Annotated in this window: 13 protein-coding genes; 11 read left to right on the plus strand and 2 right to left on the minus strand. The window is 47.7% G+C overall.

Annotated features, from left to right (window positions below):
• Window positions 1-11: 11 nt before the first annotated feature.
• The 10 genes from AC0YNT_RS24790 (at window position 12) to AC0YNT_RS24835 (ending at window position 11603) form a co-directional block, all read left to right on the plus strand.
• Window positions 12-962, plus strand: a complete 951-nt coding sequence (locus tag AC0YNT_RS24790) for a hypothetical protein (protein ID WP_475807002.1) — start codon at window positions 12-14, stop codon at window positions 960-962.
• 426 nt (window positions 963-1388) lie between these two features.
• Window positions 1389-2549 (plus strand): multiple monosaccharide ABC transporter substrate-binding protein, encoded by a 1161-nt coding sequence (gene chvE / locus AC0YNT_RS24795; RefSeq protein WP_475807003.1) that lies wholly within the window; start codon window positions 1389-1391, stop codon window positions 2547-2549.
• 101 nt (window positions 2550-2650) lie between these two features.
• Window positions 2651-4180, plus strand: a complete 1530-nt coding sequence (mmsA, locus tag AC0YNT_RS24800) for a multiple monosaccharide ABC transporter ATP-binding protein (protein ID WP_475807004.1) — start codon at window positions 2651-2653, stop codon at window positions 4178-4180.
• A 6-nt stretch (window positions 4181-4186) separates the two neighbouring features.
• Entirely contained in the window at window positions 4187-5350 is a 1164-nt protein-coding gene (mmsB, locus tag AC0YNT_RS24805; RefSeq protein WP_475807005.1) for a multiple monosaccharide ABC transporter permease, read from the plus strand.
• A gap of 199 nt (window positions 5351-5549) precedes the next feature.
• The gene (locus AC0YNT_RS24810) at window positions 5550-6563 is read left to right on the plus strand and encodes a substrate-binding domain-containing protein (RefSeq protein WP_475807006.1); all 1014 of its coding nucleotides are present in this window, start codon (window positions 5550-5552) and stop codon (window positions 6561-6563) included.
• Between the two features lie 34 nt (window positions 6564-6597).
• Window positions 6598-8469, plus strand: coding sequence for a cache domain-containing sensor histidine kinase (locus AC0YNT_RS24815; RefSeq protein ID WP_475807007.1), 1872 nt, complete (start codon window positions 6598-6600; stop codon window positions 8467-8469).
• On the plus strand, window positions 8438-9634 hold the full coding sequence (locus tag AC0YNT_RS24820) for a response regulator transcription factor (RefSeq protein ID WP_475807008.1): 1197 nt from the start codon (window positions 8438-8440) through the stop codon (window positions 9632-9634). The genes AC0YNT_RS24815 and AC0YNT_RS24820 overlap by 32 nt, the downstream gene beginning before the upstream one ends.
• Before the next feature lie 41 nt (window positions 9635-9675).
• Window positions 9676-10563: a LysR family transcriptional regulator gene (locus AC0YNT_RS24825; RefSeq protein WP_475807009.1), complete on the plus strand. Its 888-nt coding sequence runs from the start codon at window positions 9676-9678 to the stop codon at window positions 10561-10563.
• A 105-nt stretch (window positions 10564-10668) separates the two neighbouring features.
• The gene (locus tag AC0YNT_RS24830; protein ID WP_475807010.1) at window positions 10669-11103 is read left to right on the plus strand and encodes a rhodanese-like domain-containing protein; all 435 of its coding nucleotides are present in this window, start codon (window positions 10669-10671) and stop codon (window positions 11101-11103) included.
• Between the two features lie 245 nt (window positions 11104-11348).
• Window positions 11349-11603, plus strand: a complete 255-nt coding sequence (locus tag AC0YNT_RS24835) for a DUF4190 domain-containing protein (RefSeq protein WP_475807011.1) — start codon at window positions 11349-11351, stop codon at window positions 11601-11603.
• Between the two features lie 278 nt (window positions 11604-11881).
• Here the strand turns inward: AC0YNT_RS24835 and AC0YNT_RS24840 are convergent, their stop codons facing one another.
• Window positions 11882-12496, minus strand: a complete 615-nt coding sequence (locus AC0YNT_RS24840) for a DUF975 family protein (protein WP_475807012.1) — start codon at window positions 12494-12496, stop codon at window positions 11882-11884.
• Window positions 12497-12703: 207 nt separating this feature from the next.
• Between AC0YNT_RS24840 and AC0YNT_RS24845 the strand changes: the two genes are divergently transcribed.
• Window positions 12704-12988, plus strand: a complete 285-nt coding sequence (locus tag AC0YNT_RS24845; protein WP_475807013.1) for a hypothetical protein — start codon at window positions 12704-12706, stop codon at window positions 12986-12988.
• Between the two features lie 75 nt (window positions 12989-13063).
• On the opposite strand, the gene AC0YNT_RS24850 is transcribed toward AC0YNT_RS24845, so the two are convergent.
• The gene (locus tag AC0YNT_RS24850) at window positions 13064-15847 is read right to left on the minus strand and encodes a carbohydrate binding domain-containing protein (RefSeq protein ID WP_475807014.1); all 2784 of its coding nucleotides are present in this window, start codon (window positions 15845-15847) and stop codon (window positions 13064-13066) included.
• Between the last annotated feature and the right edge of the window lie 39 nt (window positions 15848-15886).

Consider the following 15886-nt stretch of genomic DNA (forward strand, 5'->3'; position numbering starts at 1 on the left):
GAGGTGAACCCATGGCGGTTATCCTTACGAATTTAAAAATGACGATTGAATCGGAATCCTATATCGATGCTATGCATGCGGTTTTAACTCATAAAGGATGGACGACTTATTCCAAGCCTATGCTGGCTGGTATGACATCAGCGGCTTTCCGGTTTACCGTCAACCGACGGTTAACGGCAGAAGGTCCTACCGCTTACAACTGGATAGCAGAAAATTTTCTCGCCGCTGATTTTATTGGTATTGCCGCTTCGTCGAATGCGGGTTTTACCTTTGATGCTGCCTTTCCTCTTTACAGAGATGCGGCCATTCTTCAGATCAAGAAGGCAATAGATGACGGAACTGGCGCAATTATATGGAAGGATCAATTTGTTGTCGCTGCGGGTTACGATGATGAGCAGCAGATCCTCTTTCTTTCGAATGGCAGGGAAGAGAAGCTGGAGCAGCTCCCCTACCATTCCTTAGGCTGTAATTCGTATTGGTACTATCAGGTGCTCGAGAATCGGATCCCATTAGACCATATGGAAGTATGCCGGGAATCGTTGATGCAGGCGGTGTACCGATGGGAAACGCATGATCCGATGCTTCCCGAGAGCGAGTATGCTTGCGGGAAGTCAGCGTATGCGGCGATCACTTCTTCCCTTCAAAATGGCCAATATGACCGTGAAGGATGGCCGACAGTGCTTCGCAGCTACGCGGCTTCGAAGCAGGATATTCGGAGCTATTTCACTGTATTGGAGACGTATTGGCCATCCCTGAGGGAGGCAGCCTTGCAGTATGCGCGCGTTGCAGAAGCCTTCGAAGAATCGAAACGTCTTGTGCAGAGCGATCATATGCCGGCGATAGAGCGGCTTATCCCGCTGCTCGATAAAGCTTGTCAAGCAGAAGAGAAGGCCATAATGGCCATTAAATCATTCATGCGGGAAACGATAGATATCCGAAAGGGCGATATCGCTCTGAGGTAAGAAGATAAGGACTGTCTACAGAAGTCATCGATGATGACACTGAGACAGTCCTTATTTCATATAAGACCCTGGTAGGGTCTTATATTCACGCCTGCAGCCTAACTCCCCGCTGATAAGACCCTGCGAGGGTCTTATTGCGTCATCAAGGCCCTTGAACCCCGCTGTTTTCCCATTGTTGGGAGTGCATAAGACCCTGCCAAGGTCTTACATTCACGCCTGCAGCCTAACTCCCGCTGATAAGACCCTGCGAGGGTCTTATTACAATTCCAGTGCTGCGATGACCAGAACGTCAGTGTCATTGCTCCCTCTTTTTGTTTGTTTTTTTATAAAAACCAGTAAACGAAGTGCAAAGATATTGTTCTTTCGCCCCTGTATGATTTGTCTATCAACAATTCATTTCCACAAATCGAGAGGGGATAGACAGAAATGAAAAAGATGTTATCGATCTTAATGTTAACGGCACTAATCGTTGTGCTTGCGGCTTGCGGGGCGAACAGCAGCAGCAATGGCACGAACAACAACGACAAAGCGGCTAACAACACGGGCAGCACAAACACCGCCGACAGCACGGAAAGTACCAATGCAGGCGCAACTACTGAAATGGGCAAAATCGGAATCTCGATGCCAACGAAGTCATCGGAGCGCTGGGTGGGCGACGGCGCCAACATGAAGAAGGAATTCGAAGCGCTTGGTTACACGGTAGATCTGCAGTATGCAGAGGACGTTATTGAGAACCAAGTATCGCAAATCGAGAACATGATTACGAAGGGCGTTAAAGTACTGGTGATCGCAGCTATCGACGGCGAGTCCCTAACAGATGTTCTGCAAAAAGCAGCTGACGCGGACATTAAAGTAATCGCTTATGACCGTCTGATCAAAAATACCGAGCATGTCAGCTACTATGCAACCTTTGATAACTTCAAAGTAGGCGTACTGCAGGCTTCCTATCTGGAAGAGAAGCTTGGTCTGAAAGCCGGAAAAGGACCGTTCAACATTGAGCTGTTCGCCGGTTCCCCGGACGATAACAATGCTTACTTCTTCTTCGATGGTGCAATGTCTGTTCTTCAACCGTACATCGATAACGGCAAGCTGGTTGTAAAAAGCGGTCAAACCAAAATGGAACAGGTTGCTACTCTCCGCTGGGATGGCGCAACAGCACAATCCCGTATGGATAACCTGCTCAGCGCAAACTATGCAAGCGACACGGTAAGCGCAGTATTGTCCCCATATGACGGTATCAGTATCGGTATTATCTCGTCCCTTAAAGGTGTAGGCTACGGCACAGCTGATAAGCCAATGCCAATTATTACAGGCCAAGACGCTGAGCTTGCATCGGTGAAATCGATCATTGCCGGCGAACAAACGTCCACGATCTTCAAAGATACTCGTGAGCTTGCGAAGGTAGCGGTTGGTATGGCTCAAGCGGTTATCGAAGGAAAAGATGCTGAAGTTAACGACACGAAAACCTATGACAACGGCGTGAAAGTTGTTCCTTCCTTCCTGCTTGAACCGGTATCCGTAGACAGCAGTAATTACAAGCAAACACTCGTTGACTCGGGTTACTACAGCGAAGACGAACTGAAATAAGCAATTCTGTTACATTTGCGGCAGCCAAATGGTTTAGCGACGGCCACAAAACCGTCGCTAGATCATTTTCCATTTATCTAATTGAAGGCGTGGTGATAGCTTTGACTGATATCCTACTAGAAATGCGGGGAATCACCAAAACCTTTCCGGGCGTTAAGGCGCTGGAGAATGTTAATTTGCAAGTAAAAGCAGGCGAGATTCATGCCTTAATGGGAGAAAACGGAGCGGGCAAATCGACGCTGATGAAGGTGCTTTCCGGCGTATATCCACATGGTTCTTATGAGGGCGACATTTTATTCAAAGGCAATGCCTGCGAATTTAAAGATATCCGTAACAGTGAAGAGTTAGGCATTGTTATTATTCATCAGGAGCTTGCTCTCATCCCGCAGCTATCGGTAGCGGAAAATATTTTCCTCGGGAACGAGCAGGCAAGCCGCGGCATTATTAACTGGAACGAGACGGTTGTAAAAACACGAGAGCTGCTCAAAACAGTGGGCTTATCCGAATCACCAAATATCCATGCAGGGACACTTGGCGTCGGCAAGCAGCAGCTTGTTGAAATCGCCAAGGCGTTATCGAAGGAAGTAAAGCTGCTGATCCTGGATGAACCAACGGCCGCACTTAATGAAGAGGACAGCGAGAATCTACTGAATCTGATGCTGGCTTTTAAGGAGCAAGGCCTTACCTCGATTATTATTTCACATAAGCTTAACGAGATTATGAAGGTAGCCGATTCGATTACGATTTTGCGTGATGGCAAGACGATCGAAACGTTAAATGTCCGGGAAGACCAGATTACGGAAGACCGGATTATTAAAGGCATGGTAGGACGTGATCTAACACATCGTTATCCGGAGCGGGAGCCAAACATCGGGGACACCCTGTTCGAAGTGAAGAACTGGAATGTCTATCATCCCCAGCAATCGGAACGAAAGGTCATCGATGAGGTCAGCTTCCATATTAACCGCGGCGAGATTGTGGGTATAGCTGGGCTGATGGGGGCAGGCCGCACGGAGCTTGCGATGAGCATCTTCGGTCAGTCCTATGGCAAAAAAATCAGCGGACAGCTGTTTAAGGATGGCAAGGAAACGAAGCTGCCTGATATCAGCAAAGCGATTGATGAAGGCATTGCATATGTAACCGAAGACCGGAAGGAATATGGCCTTATTCTGATGGATGATATCAAGCGGAATACAACCCTTGCTAATTTGCACAGCATTTCCAAGTGGTTTGTGGTGGATGACTACAAAGAGATTAATGAGGCAGAGGGCTTCCGCAAAAAGCTCAATATTAAGACGCCAAGCATCCATCAGAAAACAGGAAACCTGAGTGGAGGAAATCAGCAAAAGGTCGTGCTCAGTAAGTGGATTTTTACTGGTCCGGATGTGCTTATTCTGGATGAACCAACGCGGGGTATCGATGTCGGGGCTAAGTATGAAATCTATACGATTATTAATCAATTGGCTGCACAAGGAAAAGGCATTCTAATGATCTCCTCAGAGCTGCCCGAGCTGCTTGGTATGTGTGACCGCATTTACGTGATGAGTGAAGGGCGGTTTACAGGAGAAGTGCCAAGAGCAGAGGCCAGCCAAGAAACATTGATGAAGTTTATGACCAAAAGCAGGAGGTAGAACAGCATGGAAACCGCGCTGAAATTGATCCGCAGCAATATCCGGCAGTATGGCATGTTCATTGCACTAATCTTAATCATGCTGCTCTTTCAGTTTCTTTCCGACGGCATTCTTTTGAAGCCACTTAACATTACGAATCTTATTCTTCAAAATAGTTATATTCTCATTCTTGCTATTGGGATGCTGCTTGTTATTATTACCGGGCATATCGACCTTTCCGTCGGTTCGGTTGCCGCTTTTGTTGGTGCCGTCTCTGCGATTATGATGGTCAAACACGGGATGTCCTTCCCGGTTGCAATGGTCTTGTCGCTGGTGTTTGGTGCACTCGTTGGAGCTTGGCAAGGCTTCTGGGTCGCTTATGTCCGGATACCTTCCTTTATCGTAACGCTTGCCGGCATGCTCTTGTTCCGAGGCTTAACGATGCTCGTGCTGGACGGCAAATCGGTTGCACCATTCCCGAACGCCTTCCGCTCGATTAGTACAGGATTTCTGCCGGATCTTCCCGGGGATTGGGATATCCACCTCCTTACGATACTGATTGGTATTGCTTTGTCCGTTGTGTATATCTTCATGGAATGGCGTACACGTATCATCCAGAAGCAATACAAGCTTGAGCTTCTGCCGTTTCCATTCTTCTTGATCAAGCTGGCAGCGGTTGTGATCATTACGAACTTATTCACTTATGTACTTGCTTCGTACAAAGGTCTGCCGAACATTCTGATTATGTTGTTCATTTTAGTTGCCCTGTACACGTTCGTGATGCGTAAGACTGTTATGGGTCGTCATATTTACGCACTTGGCGGCAACGAGAAGGCAGCTAAATTATCCGGGGTTAAGACCAAAAAAATGACCTTCTGGGTATTCGTCAATATGGGTGTTCTTGCGGCGCTTGCTGGCCTCGTCTTTGCAGCCAGGCTGAATGCAGCAACTCCAAAAGCAGGCGTTAACTTCGAGCTGGATGCGATTGCGGCGGTATTTATCGGCGGGGCATCAGCTACAGGCGGCGTTGGTACGGTTATCGGAGCGATTGTGGGCGGTCTTGTGATGGGCGTTATGAATAACGGTATGTCACTGATTGGTCTCGGGATCGATTACCAGCAAGGCATCAAAGGTTTGGTGCTGCTGCTCGCGGTAGCGTTTGACCTCTATAACAAAAATAAATCAGCTTAATTAACTCGGCGCGTATAGACACAAGCTTGTGTCTATACGCGCTTAACTGCTATGTTAATGAAAGCGGTTTTTTGCGTTTTGGAAGTTTTCAAATATAGGGAAATATTCGTTTACTCTAATATTGAGCCTATATTTCACCGTGAAACGTAAGTAGCGCCTTCTAAGGACGGCGCAACCGTTTACACTTGGGGGGATCGATTTGAAAAAGCTACTGCTCGTATACATCGTGCTAATTGGCACACTAATGGTCTATTTATATATGGTTTTCGTCAAAGAAGACAACAGCGAGCTGTTAAATGAAACAGAAGGTTTGCATGGTACGCTGGACGAGAAGTATGTGATGGTTAATTTTCTTGCAGGCATTGATTATTGGAAAAACGGCCTAAAAGGCTTCGAGGATGCGGCGGAGGCACTTGGCGTATCGGTCGAGTACCGCGGCTCTACACAATATGATGTGCAGGAAGAAGTGATGGTGCTCGAGCAGGTTATTGCACGTAAACCGGCCGGAATAGCCGTAAGTGCGATTGACTCAGAATCACTTAATTCGGCCATTAAAAAAGCGGTAGAAGCCGGTATTCCAGTTGTTATGTTTGACGCAGATGCTCCTAACAGCAAGGCTTATTCGTACATCGGTACCAATAACTATAATGCGGGAGTTACGGCCGCGCGTAAGATGGCCGAGCTGACAGGAGGAAGCGGCAAGGTTGGGGTCGTTACCCTCCCGAAGCAATTGAATCATCAGGAGAGGACAAGAGGCTTCGAGGAGACTCTTCAGAAGGAATTCCCGGATGTTCAGTTGATTGGAGTAGAGGATGGCAAAGGTGATCAAATGGTATCCGAGCAGAAGGTTCGAGAGCTGCTGGAGAAGTATCCGGATTTGAAGGGTATCTTTGTAACGGAAGCGAACGGCGGCGTCGGTGCAGGGAATGCGATTTTGCGTCTGGGCAAGCTTGATCAAGTACGGATCATCAGCTTTGACACCGATAAAGGAACACTTGATATGGTCAAGAGCGGCACCATCTCGGCAACACTTGCGCAAGGAACATGGAATATGGGGTATTGGTCGCTTATGCAGCTGTTTCATCTTCATAATCATATCGTTAATCCGATGTCGGCAAACGGGGATTCAAGCATTCCTCCGCTGCCAACCAATATCGATACGGGGATTACGGTGGTGACCCCTGCTGATGTCGATCAGTTTTATGCAAAATAAGGGTTGCTGTTAAACGAAAAGGGGAGCTTTAAAGATGGAATTCAAACAACTTCAGAAGAGCTTCCAGCTGAACAACTGGTCGATCCGCTACAAGCTCATTTTGCATTTTCTGCTCATTAGTATTCTGCCGTCGCTGGTCATTGGATTGTTAATGGGGTGGATCGTTAACGGCATTGTGGAGAAGCAGGTAAATAATCACACGATGCAGCTGATCGACAACGTCAATAAGTCATTGGACTATTACGCAGGTAATATCCAGAATATCTCTTACTTCATATCAATGAATCCTGAAATTCAGGCTTTCTTGAATGAAGGCGAGGCAGCTATTGATGATGATCGTGAAGAATACCGCATGTCCAAATTTCTGCAAAGCTTTACAACGTTATACTCGGAGGTTGCAGGCATTATTGTCGTGCGGCCAAACGGAGATTATTTCAGCAACGAGATGTATGCGCGGACGAATGAAAGCTTAACCAAAGAAACCTGGTATCAGGAAGCGGTTGGGGCGAAGGGGATATTCAAAATTATCGGCCATCCTTCTAATCGCAATGTTACGACACACTCTAACTATAAAGACAGTGAGGTCGTCTCTGTCGTTCGGGCCATTCAGGATCCCGATACGCAAAAGACGTTAGGGGTTGTGCTGATTGATCTTAAGCTGAGGGTCATAGCGGAAACGGTTCGCGATGTGAGGCTTGGGAAATCTGGTTATCTGATGGTCATTAATGATAAAGGCGAAAGTATCTACGCCCCCCGCAACTCCAAAATCGGGAGCCTTGATGTTGCGCTGCTGGGTCAACAGCCTTCGGGGATGTTCGCTCAGACAATAGGGAACCAGAAGCTGCAATTTATTTATCAGAAATCTTCATTCACGAACTGGACAACGGTAGGTGTCTTCGCGGTGCAGGACAGTGTCCAGGAGATTAAGGATATTAATTTATATTTGGTTACTTTTGTGTTTATTGTGTGCATGCTTGGGATTGCGGCGTCGTACTACCTGTCCCATTCGATCTCCCGGCCAATCTCACAGCTTGCCTCCTTCATGCGCAAAGTAGAAGAAGGGAATATGAGCATTCGGATTCCGGAGGAGAGGGAGGATGAGATTGGTTTACTAGGTCGCAGCTTTAATAAAATGCTGTCGCAGATGACGCGTCTCATCTCGCAAGTATGGTCGGAACAGCGCCTCAAACGGGAGGCGGAGCTGCGCAGCCTGCAAGCTCATATTCAACCGCATTTTCTATATAACACGCTGGATACGATCCAATGGCTTGCCCGTAAAGATGGCGCGAAGGAAGCAACGGAGATGGTGGAGGCTTTATCCAAGCTGTTCCGCATCGGGCTCAGCAAAGGGCAGGAAATCATCCCGCTCACGGATGAAATCGAGCATATACAGAGCTACCTCAAAATTCAACAGACGAGATATAAAGATAAGCTGAACTACAAGATCGAAGTGGATGGAAGCTGTGATGATCTGTTCGTACTCAAGCTGATCCTTCAGCCACTTGTCGAGAATGCCATCTATCATGGCATTAAGGAACGCCGCGGCCCAGGTATGATTGCAATAAGGGCTGTCATTAGTGAAGAGATGCTGGAATTAATCATTCAGGATGACGGAGTTGGTATGACAGAGACACGTCTTGCGGCGTTACGTACCGTTCTTGAAACGATGCCAGATGTATCAGATATGAATGCCGCTCAGCGTGCGGCAGCCGAGCGTTCTTCTAACCAAGCAACCAGCTACGGGCTAAGAAACGTTCAGGAACGAATCCGGTTAAGCTATGGCGAGACGTACGGCATTACGATTGACAGTGTTGAGAAAAGCGGAACAACTGTGACGATCAAGCATCCTATTATTCGGAAGGGGCAAAGCGCACATGACACGCAAATGGAAGGTACTAATCGCTGATGATGAGTCCATTATCCGGGAAGGTATTCGAAGCTCTATCTCTTGGGAGGAGCTTCATCTGGAGGTTGTTGGCGAAGCGGAAGACGGTGAGGAAGCGCTCGAGCTTGCCGTGGAGAAACAAGCACAGATTCTGTTAGTAGATTTAAGCATGCCGATTATGAATGGGCTGACGTTGATCAGCCATCTCCGTGAGCAGCTTCCGAAGTGCAAGATTATTATCATTACCGGCCATGATGAATTCAGCTATGCCTATGAGGCGATTAAGCTGGAGGTCGATGACTACATTCTAAAGCCGGTTAATCCGGGAATGCTGACGGAAGTTCTCGCGAAGGTTGTTCAGAAGCTGGAGGAGACAACGGTTAATGCAGAGCTTCTGCAGATGGCTTCCAAGCAGATCGATAAGAACTTTACGCTGCTGAGAGAAAGATTTTGTCTGGAATGGATTAAGGGTGAGCTTGGAGCTGAGGAGATTGTGGAGCAGCTATCCTTCCTGCGGATGCCTGCCGAAGCACCAGATTATGTGGGGGTTGTAAGGTGGCCGGAGCAGTCGAAAGGGAAAGCTTTTTTCTCCGAGAAGGATCGGCAGCTGCTGCTATTTGCCATCGAGAATATTATGGAGGAGCATCTCCAATCGTTTACTTTCGTCCATTTCCGAGATAAAGTAGGGTTAATTGTTGTTCTGATCTGGGGCAAACCGCGGGAGGCTGTCTTTAAACAGATTGAAGCGGATGTTGCGGCTTATTTGAAGATTGAGATTGTAGCTAGTTATCAGCCGAATGCTGCAGGAGATGTGCCAACGCTGTATGCAGAGGCGAGAGCCAGCGTGAATCGGGAAACCCGTCTAAGCCCGTTCGTTCGCCGGACGAAAGAGATTATTGCTGATCGTTATGAGGATCAGAATCTTTCTCTTGAAGGCATCGCCAATGAGCTTAATGTGTCAGCTGTTTATTTGAGCCGGATCTTCAAGCAGGAGATGGGGGCTTCCTTCATCAGTATGCTGACAACCGCTCGAATGAAAGAGGCCATACGATTGCTTAATGAAACAGAGCTTGCTATTCATGAAATTGCAGAGAAGACAGGGTATGAATCGCAGCATTATTTCAGCACAGCGTTTAAGAAAATAACGGGGCTGCCCCCAAACCAATATCGCAAGCATGTGCTGTAAGCAATAAGAGAATCGGAATATCAGAAGAAGAGGTGCCTGAGATGGAGCTTACCTATTTGAAAACCTTCTGTGAAGTTGCCAAATGGGGGAGCTTCACTCGTGCTGCCGAGAATCTCGGTTATGCGCAGTCCAGTATTACGACACAGATTCAACGTCTTGAGGAAACTTATGGGGCTGTGCTCTTCGAGCGGTTCGGCAGAAGTATGAGACTGACGATCGCCGGCGAAGCGCTGCTTCCTTATGCGAAGGAAGTTATTCGGCTGCATGAAGAGTCCAAGGAAGTTGTCTCCAAGCAGTCTAAAGGGACGCTCTCGATCGGAACGATTGAGACGTTGGCTGCTTATTATTTACCGCCTTATTTACAGAATTACCGTCAGCAATATCCGGACATCAGCATTATGATTCAACCGGCTAATGAGCCGTTTATTATTGAGTCGGTAAAAGAAGGAACGCTGGACGTGGGAATTATTTTGGACCCGCCGTTTGCAGATCCCGAGCTTCATACGCAGGTTTTGCGGGAAGAGGAGCTTGTCATTATTGCGAATCCAGAGCATCGTTTCTCACATTTAAGTGAGATTCAGGTGGAGGATTTGGCAGGTGAACCACTTATTCTGACCGAGGATGGCTGCTCTTACCGGGCGATGCTGCTCAAAGTGCTGCGACATAGCGAGATTGATTTTAAACCCTCTTATGAGTTCGGCAATCTGGAAGCAATCAAGCAATGTGTGGTGTATGGACTTGGCGTTGCGTTGCTGCCCCGTATTGCTGTAGCTGATGATATAGAGAAGCAGAAATTGATTGCGGTACCTTTTAACCACCCGGAATGCCGTTTCTATACGCAGCTTGTTTATTCGAAGAAGAAATGGCAGTCGAAAGCTTTCATAGGTTTTGTTGATTTAATCGGTGAGGGCAATCATCAGAATCATTGAAGTATCTGATCGAAAACGATCGATAACTCCGTTAGATGGGAACATGTTATATTGTTTTCAACAAGCCAAGGCATTGGCTGAATCCCCTAACTGGAGGCATTAATTATGATCAACAGACCTTATTCTCTCGTTCTTGAAACTCCTGCCGCTTCGCCGGAAGCTACACACCGCCATTACATGAACAAGCTCTCGGTCGAGACCGATGTAGCGGATGTTTATTACGATATGTTGCATGGTCTGAACGAATTCCTACTGATTGATGTGCGTAGTGAAAAAGCTTATGCGGAATGCCATGTTCCTGGAGCGATTAGCCTTCCATCGAACCAGATCAGCGCGGAGACAACGGCAAGCTTCTCGAAGGATCAGCTCATCGTCGTTTACTGCTGGAGCCCTGCCTGCAACGGCGGTACCAAAGGCGCAGCACGCCTCTCCGGCTTAGGATTTAAAGTGAAGGAGATGCTCGGAGGCATCGAGTACTGGCGTAAAGAGGGCAATGAAGTCGAAGGTACACATGTCGAGACCGCACCGATGGTGGGGTGAAAATAGATGAGATGAGACGAGAGGTCAGATTCCTTAATAGGGGATCTGGCCTTTATTGTTAAAATATAAGAAAGTATAAATTTACTCTATACTACGCTTATATTTCACCCGCGAAACGTATGCTGCTCATCCTAAGGACGGCGCAGCCGTTTACGCTTGGTCTTCCAGAAGAGTTAGTAATCATATAATATAGAATAAAATGGAACATGGTGGTGGTAGTGGAAATGCAGGGAAGTCCATTTCGAGTGAACAAGACAAACGATAAATCGATTGTTGCCCTAGTACTTGGTATTTTGGCTCTTGTAGTGCCGTATTTGGGATTTATTCTAGGGATCATTGCGATTGTGTTCGCTAAAAAAGCAAAGAATGAAATAAATCAAACAGGAGAACAAGGGCGCGGCTTTGCAACCGCAGGTTTAGTCTGTGGAATTGTAGGGACTGTTGGCTATGGGATACTTCTATTGTTCCTTTTAGTAATAATAACGTTTACTTTTTCTTGAAAGTAAGTTAGTGCAGAAGATTTCGCAGGCTAATAACAAAACGTCCTCTCCGTACGGCAAGTGAGCCGCATGGAGAGGACGTTTTTATTCGTCTATCCAGTAACTTTCACAAACGTGGCTGTTTTCGCTGAAATGGGCAGATTATGCTGTACACAATCCAATGTAGACCAAGCTGCTCGGTAGTAAAGTTTAATTATGTTGTACGAAATCCAGTCTGGTGTTGAGGTGTGCAGCAACTGGGTAACCGGGGCAAGCGGAGGCAGCTGGAGCTGTAACTCCTAATTAATATTATCTATAGCCGGTGCACGGCCAATCAGATCATCATAGAAGTGAGCTTGCGTCACGCTAATGTATGGAGCCAGCCATAGATAGCCGATGCCGCAAGTGATGGAAGCCAGGATGGCCCAGCCGATAAACGTAAGCTGAAGCACGAAGTACCGCCATTTATGACCAATCATCAACCGTTTGCTTTCGGTAATGGCCTCCATGATGCCGATGTCTGGATTGTCCCGAAGAAGAAAATAAGCCTGGGAGTATCGGAAAGCCGCAATGATACCTGGGATGATGAACAGTAACGTCCATAAGAAGGTGAATAAACCAATCATAAAGTATAGACAGAACGCTTTAATAATGAGGGAGAAGCCGCTAAATACCTCTGATACAGGCGGATTTTCTTTTCTCGCAATGCCTAAGAAGAAGCTGATCATTCCTAAAGAGATGGAGCCGCTGACTAGGATGCCGATCAGATTGCCGATAATCGGGAGCAAGTAGTTGAGCATGCCAACGACGGCAGCGAGCAGCAGGGACAGCACAAAGCCTCCGATTGCTTTTCCCCAATTGCCCCTCAAGCTGTCACGGGCTCTGGCCCTTAGTTCCGAGTAAGATGCATTCATGGATATGTACCTCCTAAAAAGAATTATCACACAAACAACTTGGATTAGTTGTTTGTGATGATTCTTGCATCGAAAGCATAGGCTTTGAGTTCGTTAGCCATCTAAATATACGAGGGGACCGGAATGAACATTCCTACTGTACAAGCTAAAGGATATTTATTCATTTCCTCGAATAATTAATGTCATATAGATAACAGGGGGAAAAGAATGAAGAAGTATTTAGTCATTAGTCAGATCATTTATGTGCTGGCTCTGATTCCATGGTTGTTCACGTTTGGGGTGTCTTTCTTTGCTTTTGACAGCGGTATTAGTGTAGGGAGTGTCCTACTTGTAATCGGGATTGGAGTCTATCCCATCTTCATGATTACGAGCTCGATCGTCGCTTGGTGTATTCATAAACGTTATAAGAGAGCAGCTATTATAACGAACTGCGTACCTATGTTATGGATTGGCAGCATCGGGACGCTGGTTCTATACGCATACTTGTCCTAGTAGTAGCGAAAAAGAGAAAAGCCCCTTCAAATCGGCACCTAGCCGACTTGAGGGGGCTTTTACAATTAAATAGGCCTAATACGTTTTCACCGCATCAATATTAATTGTACTGCTGCCCGTGCTGCCTGACCCTTGATTCACATAGAAGTTGATCTCCGCAATGGAACCAAGATCACGTGTGCTGTTGCCGCCGCTATACCAGCTTGGACGGGAGAAGCTGCTGAAAGGAACCTGGATCGTGGTTGCCGTTGTGCCGGACAACACATAAGTAGTCTCCCAAGGTTCGCCGACGGCTTCCTTGAACTGTACGGTAAGCGTACGGTTCGAGCCGTCAGGCTTCACCCATAGCGAGATTCCGGTTTTACCCGTCCAATTCGCAGAGAGTGGGTGAACAACACCAGCATAGTTAGCTGCCGTAGTGATGCTGTAGCTCAGCTTCATGCTGTTTGTACCATCACTTTTCACAGTTGTATCAAGTGTTGGTGTAATCGCGCTGCCTGAAGAGTTAGCTGGGTAGGCAGACTGCAGTGCACTGTTGGAAGCATAACTGTCAAAGCTGTCAATGGCATCACCTGTAGGCTGCGTGCCGCCGCCGACTTGACCCGCTGTCACGGAGTCGAAGTAGATGGAGCTGCTGCCGGTGGTCCCGGAACCTTGATTGACGTAGATGCTGTATTCCTTAATCGTATTTAGGTCCTTCACACCGTTGCCGCCGCTATACCAGCTCGGATGGTTAAAGGAGGTGAAGGGCAGATTAACGACGCTTGCTGTTGTGCCCGACAAGGTGTAGTAAGTTTCCCATAGCTCGCCATTTGTTTCCTTGAACTGAATAGTAAGAGTACGGTTTGAGCCGTCCGGCTTTAACCACAACGACAAGCCTGTCGTACCGGACCAGTCCGCGGTACCAAGCTGCTTGGTCGCACCTGCAAAGTTGGCAGGGGAAGCAGCAATGGTATAGTTAAACTTCATGCCGTAAGTGCCGCCATTTTTATTCGTAGTATCGCGAGTGACTGTTAACGCTCCGCCGTCCGTGTTGCGGACATAGGCACTTTGCAGGGCGCTGTCTGAAGCATAAGAGTCAAACGAGTCAATCGTAAGAGATGACACTTGAGCCGCAGTTGTGAAGGTAAGTCCGGCGTTCGAAGCCGTTGTAGATCCAGTTCCATTCACCGCGGTTACTTTCCAATAATAGGTTTTGTTATAAGCCAAGGAGGATCCTGGCGTGTAGGACGTTGATGTCAGTCCGCTGGCATTAATAACAGGGCTCGTATAGGAGCTGTTATCTGCTACAACAAGGGTGTAGCTCGCTGCATTGCTGGAAGTATTCCATGCAAATGTCGGCAGCACACTTTGATTCGTGGCTCCGCTCGTTGGTGTAGTCAGTGTAAAAGCACCCGGAGCTGGCAGTGCCGTTCCGCCGGTTGCATAGACAGGAGAGTAAGCTCCGGCAACCCCAGCAAGGTTATGTGCTTTAACTTTATACCAGTAGGCGGTACCCGATACGGAAGTTGGATCAGTCCAAGGTGTGTCGTTATCTGTTGCACATTGATTACATACGACAGTCCATGGTCCGCTTGCCCCTGCGGTTGCACGCTCCACCGTATATTTGTCTGCTGCGGCTACACCTCTCCACTTGAGCTGCACCTTGCCGCCATTTGCCTGATGTCCGGTAATAAGTGGATCGCCTGGTACGCCTGCGGCAGGAACCGCTATTCCGCGCATAGCATAAGCGTGATTGCGAAGCTGTTGGGCTTTAGCCCGCATATCTGTTGTTGTGCCTGGATAGTAGATCGTGAAGCCGTCGTTATGCACTTTGTAGCCGTAATCATCATTTTGTCCAAAAAGAGCCCAGTAAGCGCTGCCGGCAATCGCCGGATGTGCTTCGATTGCAGACAGGAAGTTAGCAAGGGAGCCGTAAGTCTCGAGGTTCCAGGCGAATTCGCCAACAATCATCGCTTTGCCTGCGGCTTGCACTTTGTCAGCTTGCGTGTTGAGCTGCGTGACAGACAAGCCTTTGCAGCATGCACCTACGGCTGGCCATTGGTAGAAGTGGTCGCTGTAAATATCCACGCTGTTAATGGAGAGATGAGCATCCTTCACGCCATAAGTCCCGTCGACGACGAGATGGTTGCTGTCGATGCTTTTCAGATAGTCAGCAATTTCCTGCGTCCAGTTCTTCATGGCCGTTGGGTTGTCGTACCAGCCCAGCTCGTTGCCGGTCTCCCAAGCCATAATCGTTGGATCGTCTTTGTACTTAATACCTGTGAGGGTATTTGTACGGTTAAGCAGGACGTTCAAATGCTGCTTGAAAGCACTAATAATTTCAGGTTTGTAATAGAACTCATAACCGGTATAGCTGATTCCGTCATCGGGATAGCCGAACCAGCGGGTCCATGATTTTTTGCCGCCGTGATAGTAGTCGTATTGGTCGATTAGCGGCAGCACGAGGCGCAGCCCGTTATCTCCAGCTGCCTTAATGGCATAATCAAGCTTCTGGAAGGCTTCCTCGTTGTATGTATTAAGCGTTGGCATAATACATTTGGCGCATCCAAAGGAATTGGCAGCATGGGAGCGGGCAACGGTTGCACCCATTTCTTTGGCCGTTTGGAAGGCGTTATTTACACGGAATGGAGTTGGGAATTCAGTAGGGTTCTCATCAAGCGCAATCCAGTAAAGGTTAGGTCCGCTGTAACGGAAAGGCTGGCCGTTCAGCATAAGCTGGCTGCCGGAGCGGGTAACAAAGCCGGATACGGCTGCGGAAGCTTTTTTTGCCGGAGGGCCAACAAGGGCTAATAAAGACATAAAGGCGAGGAGCAGGGCTAGAGAGTAAGAGAGCATACGAAATCTGGTCGTGATCACATTATTACCTCCTAAAAAGAATTGTGATTCTTAACGGCA

The organism is Paenibacillus sp. J22R56, from assembly GCF_056269375.1.

Bases quoted from the DNA above. Each gene is read 5' to 3' on its own strand.
- mmsB (WP_475807005.1), top strand. From the start codon at position 4,187: ATGGAAACCGCGCTGAAATTGATCCGCAGCAATATCCGGCAGTATGGC.
- AC0YNT_RS24840 (WP_475807012.1), bottom strand. From the start codon at position 12,496: ATGAATGCATCTTACTCGGAACTAAGGGCCAGAGCCCGTGACAGCTTG.
- AC0YNT_RS24830 (WP_475807010.1), top strand. From the start codon at position 10,669: ATGATCAACAGACCTTATTCTCTCGTTCTTGAAACTCCTGCCGCTTCG.
- AC0YNT_RS24820 (WP_475807008.1), top strand. From the start codon at position 8,438: ATGACACGCAAATGGAAGGTACTAATCGCTGATGATGAGTCCATTATC.
- AC0YNT_RS24790 (WP_475807002.1), top strand. From the start codon at position 12: ATGGCGGTTATCCTTACGAATTTAAAAATGACGATTGAATCGGAATCC.
- chvE (WP_475807003.1), top strand. From the start codon at position 1,389: ATGAAAAAGATGTTATCGATCTTAATGTTAACGGCACTAATCGTTGTG.
- AC0YNT_RS24815 (WP_475807007.1), top strand. From the start codon at position 6,598: ATGGAATTCAAACAACTTCAGAAGAGCTTCCAGCTGAACAACTGGTCG.
- AC0YNT_RS24825 (WP_475807009.1), top strand. From the start codon at position 9,676: ATGGAGCTTACCTATTTGAAAACCTTCTGTGAAGTTGCCAAATGGGGG.
- AC0YNT_RS24845 (WP_475807013.1), top strand. From the start codon at position 12,704: ATGAAGAAGTATTTAGTCATTAGTCAGATCATTTATGTGCTGGCTCTG.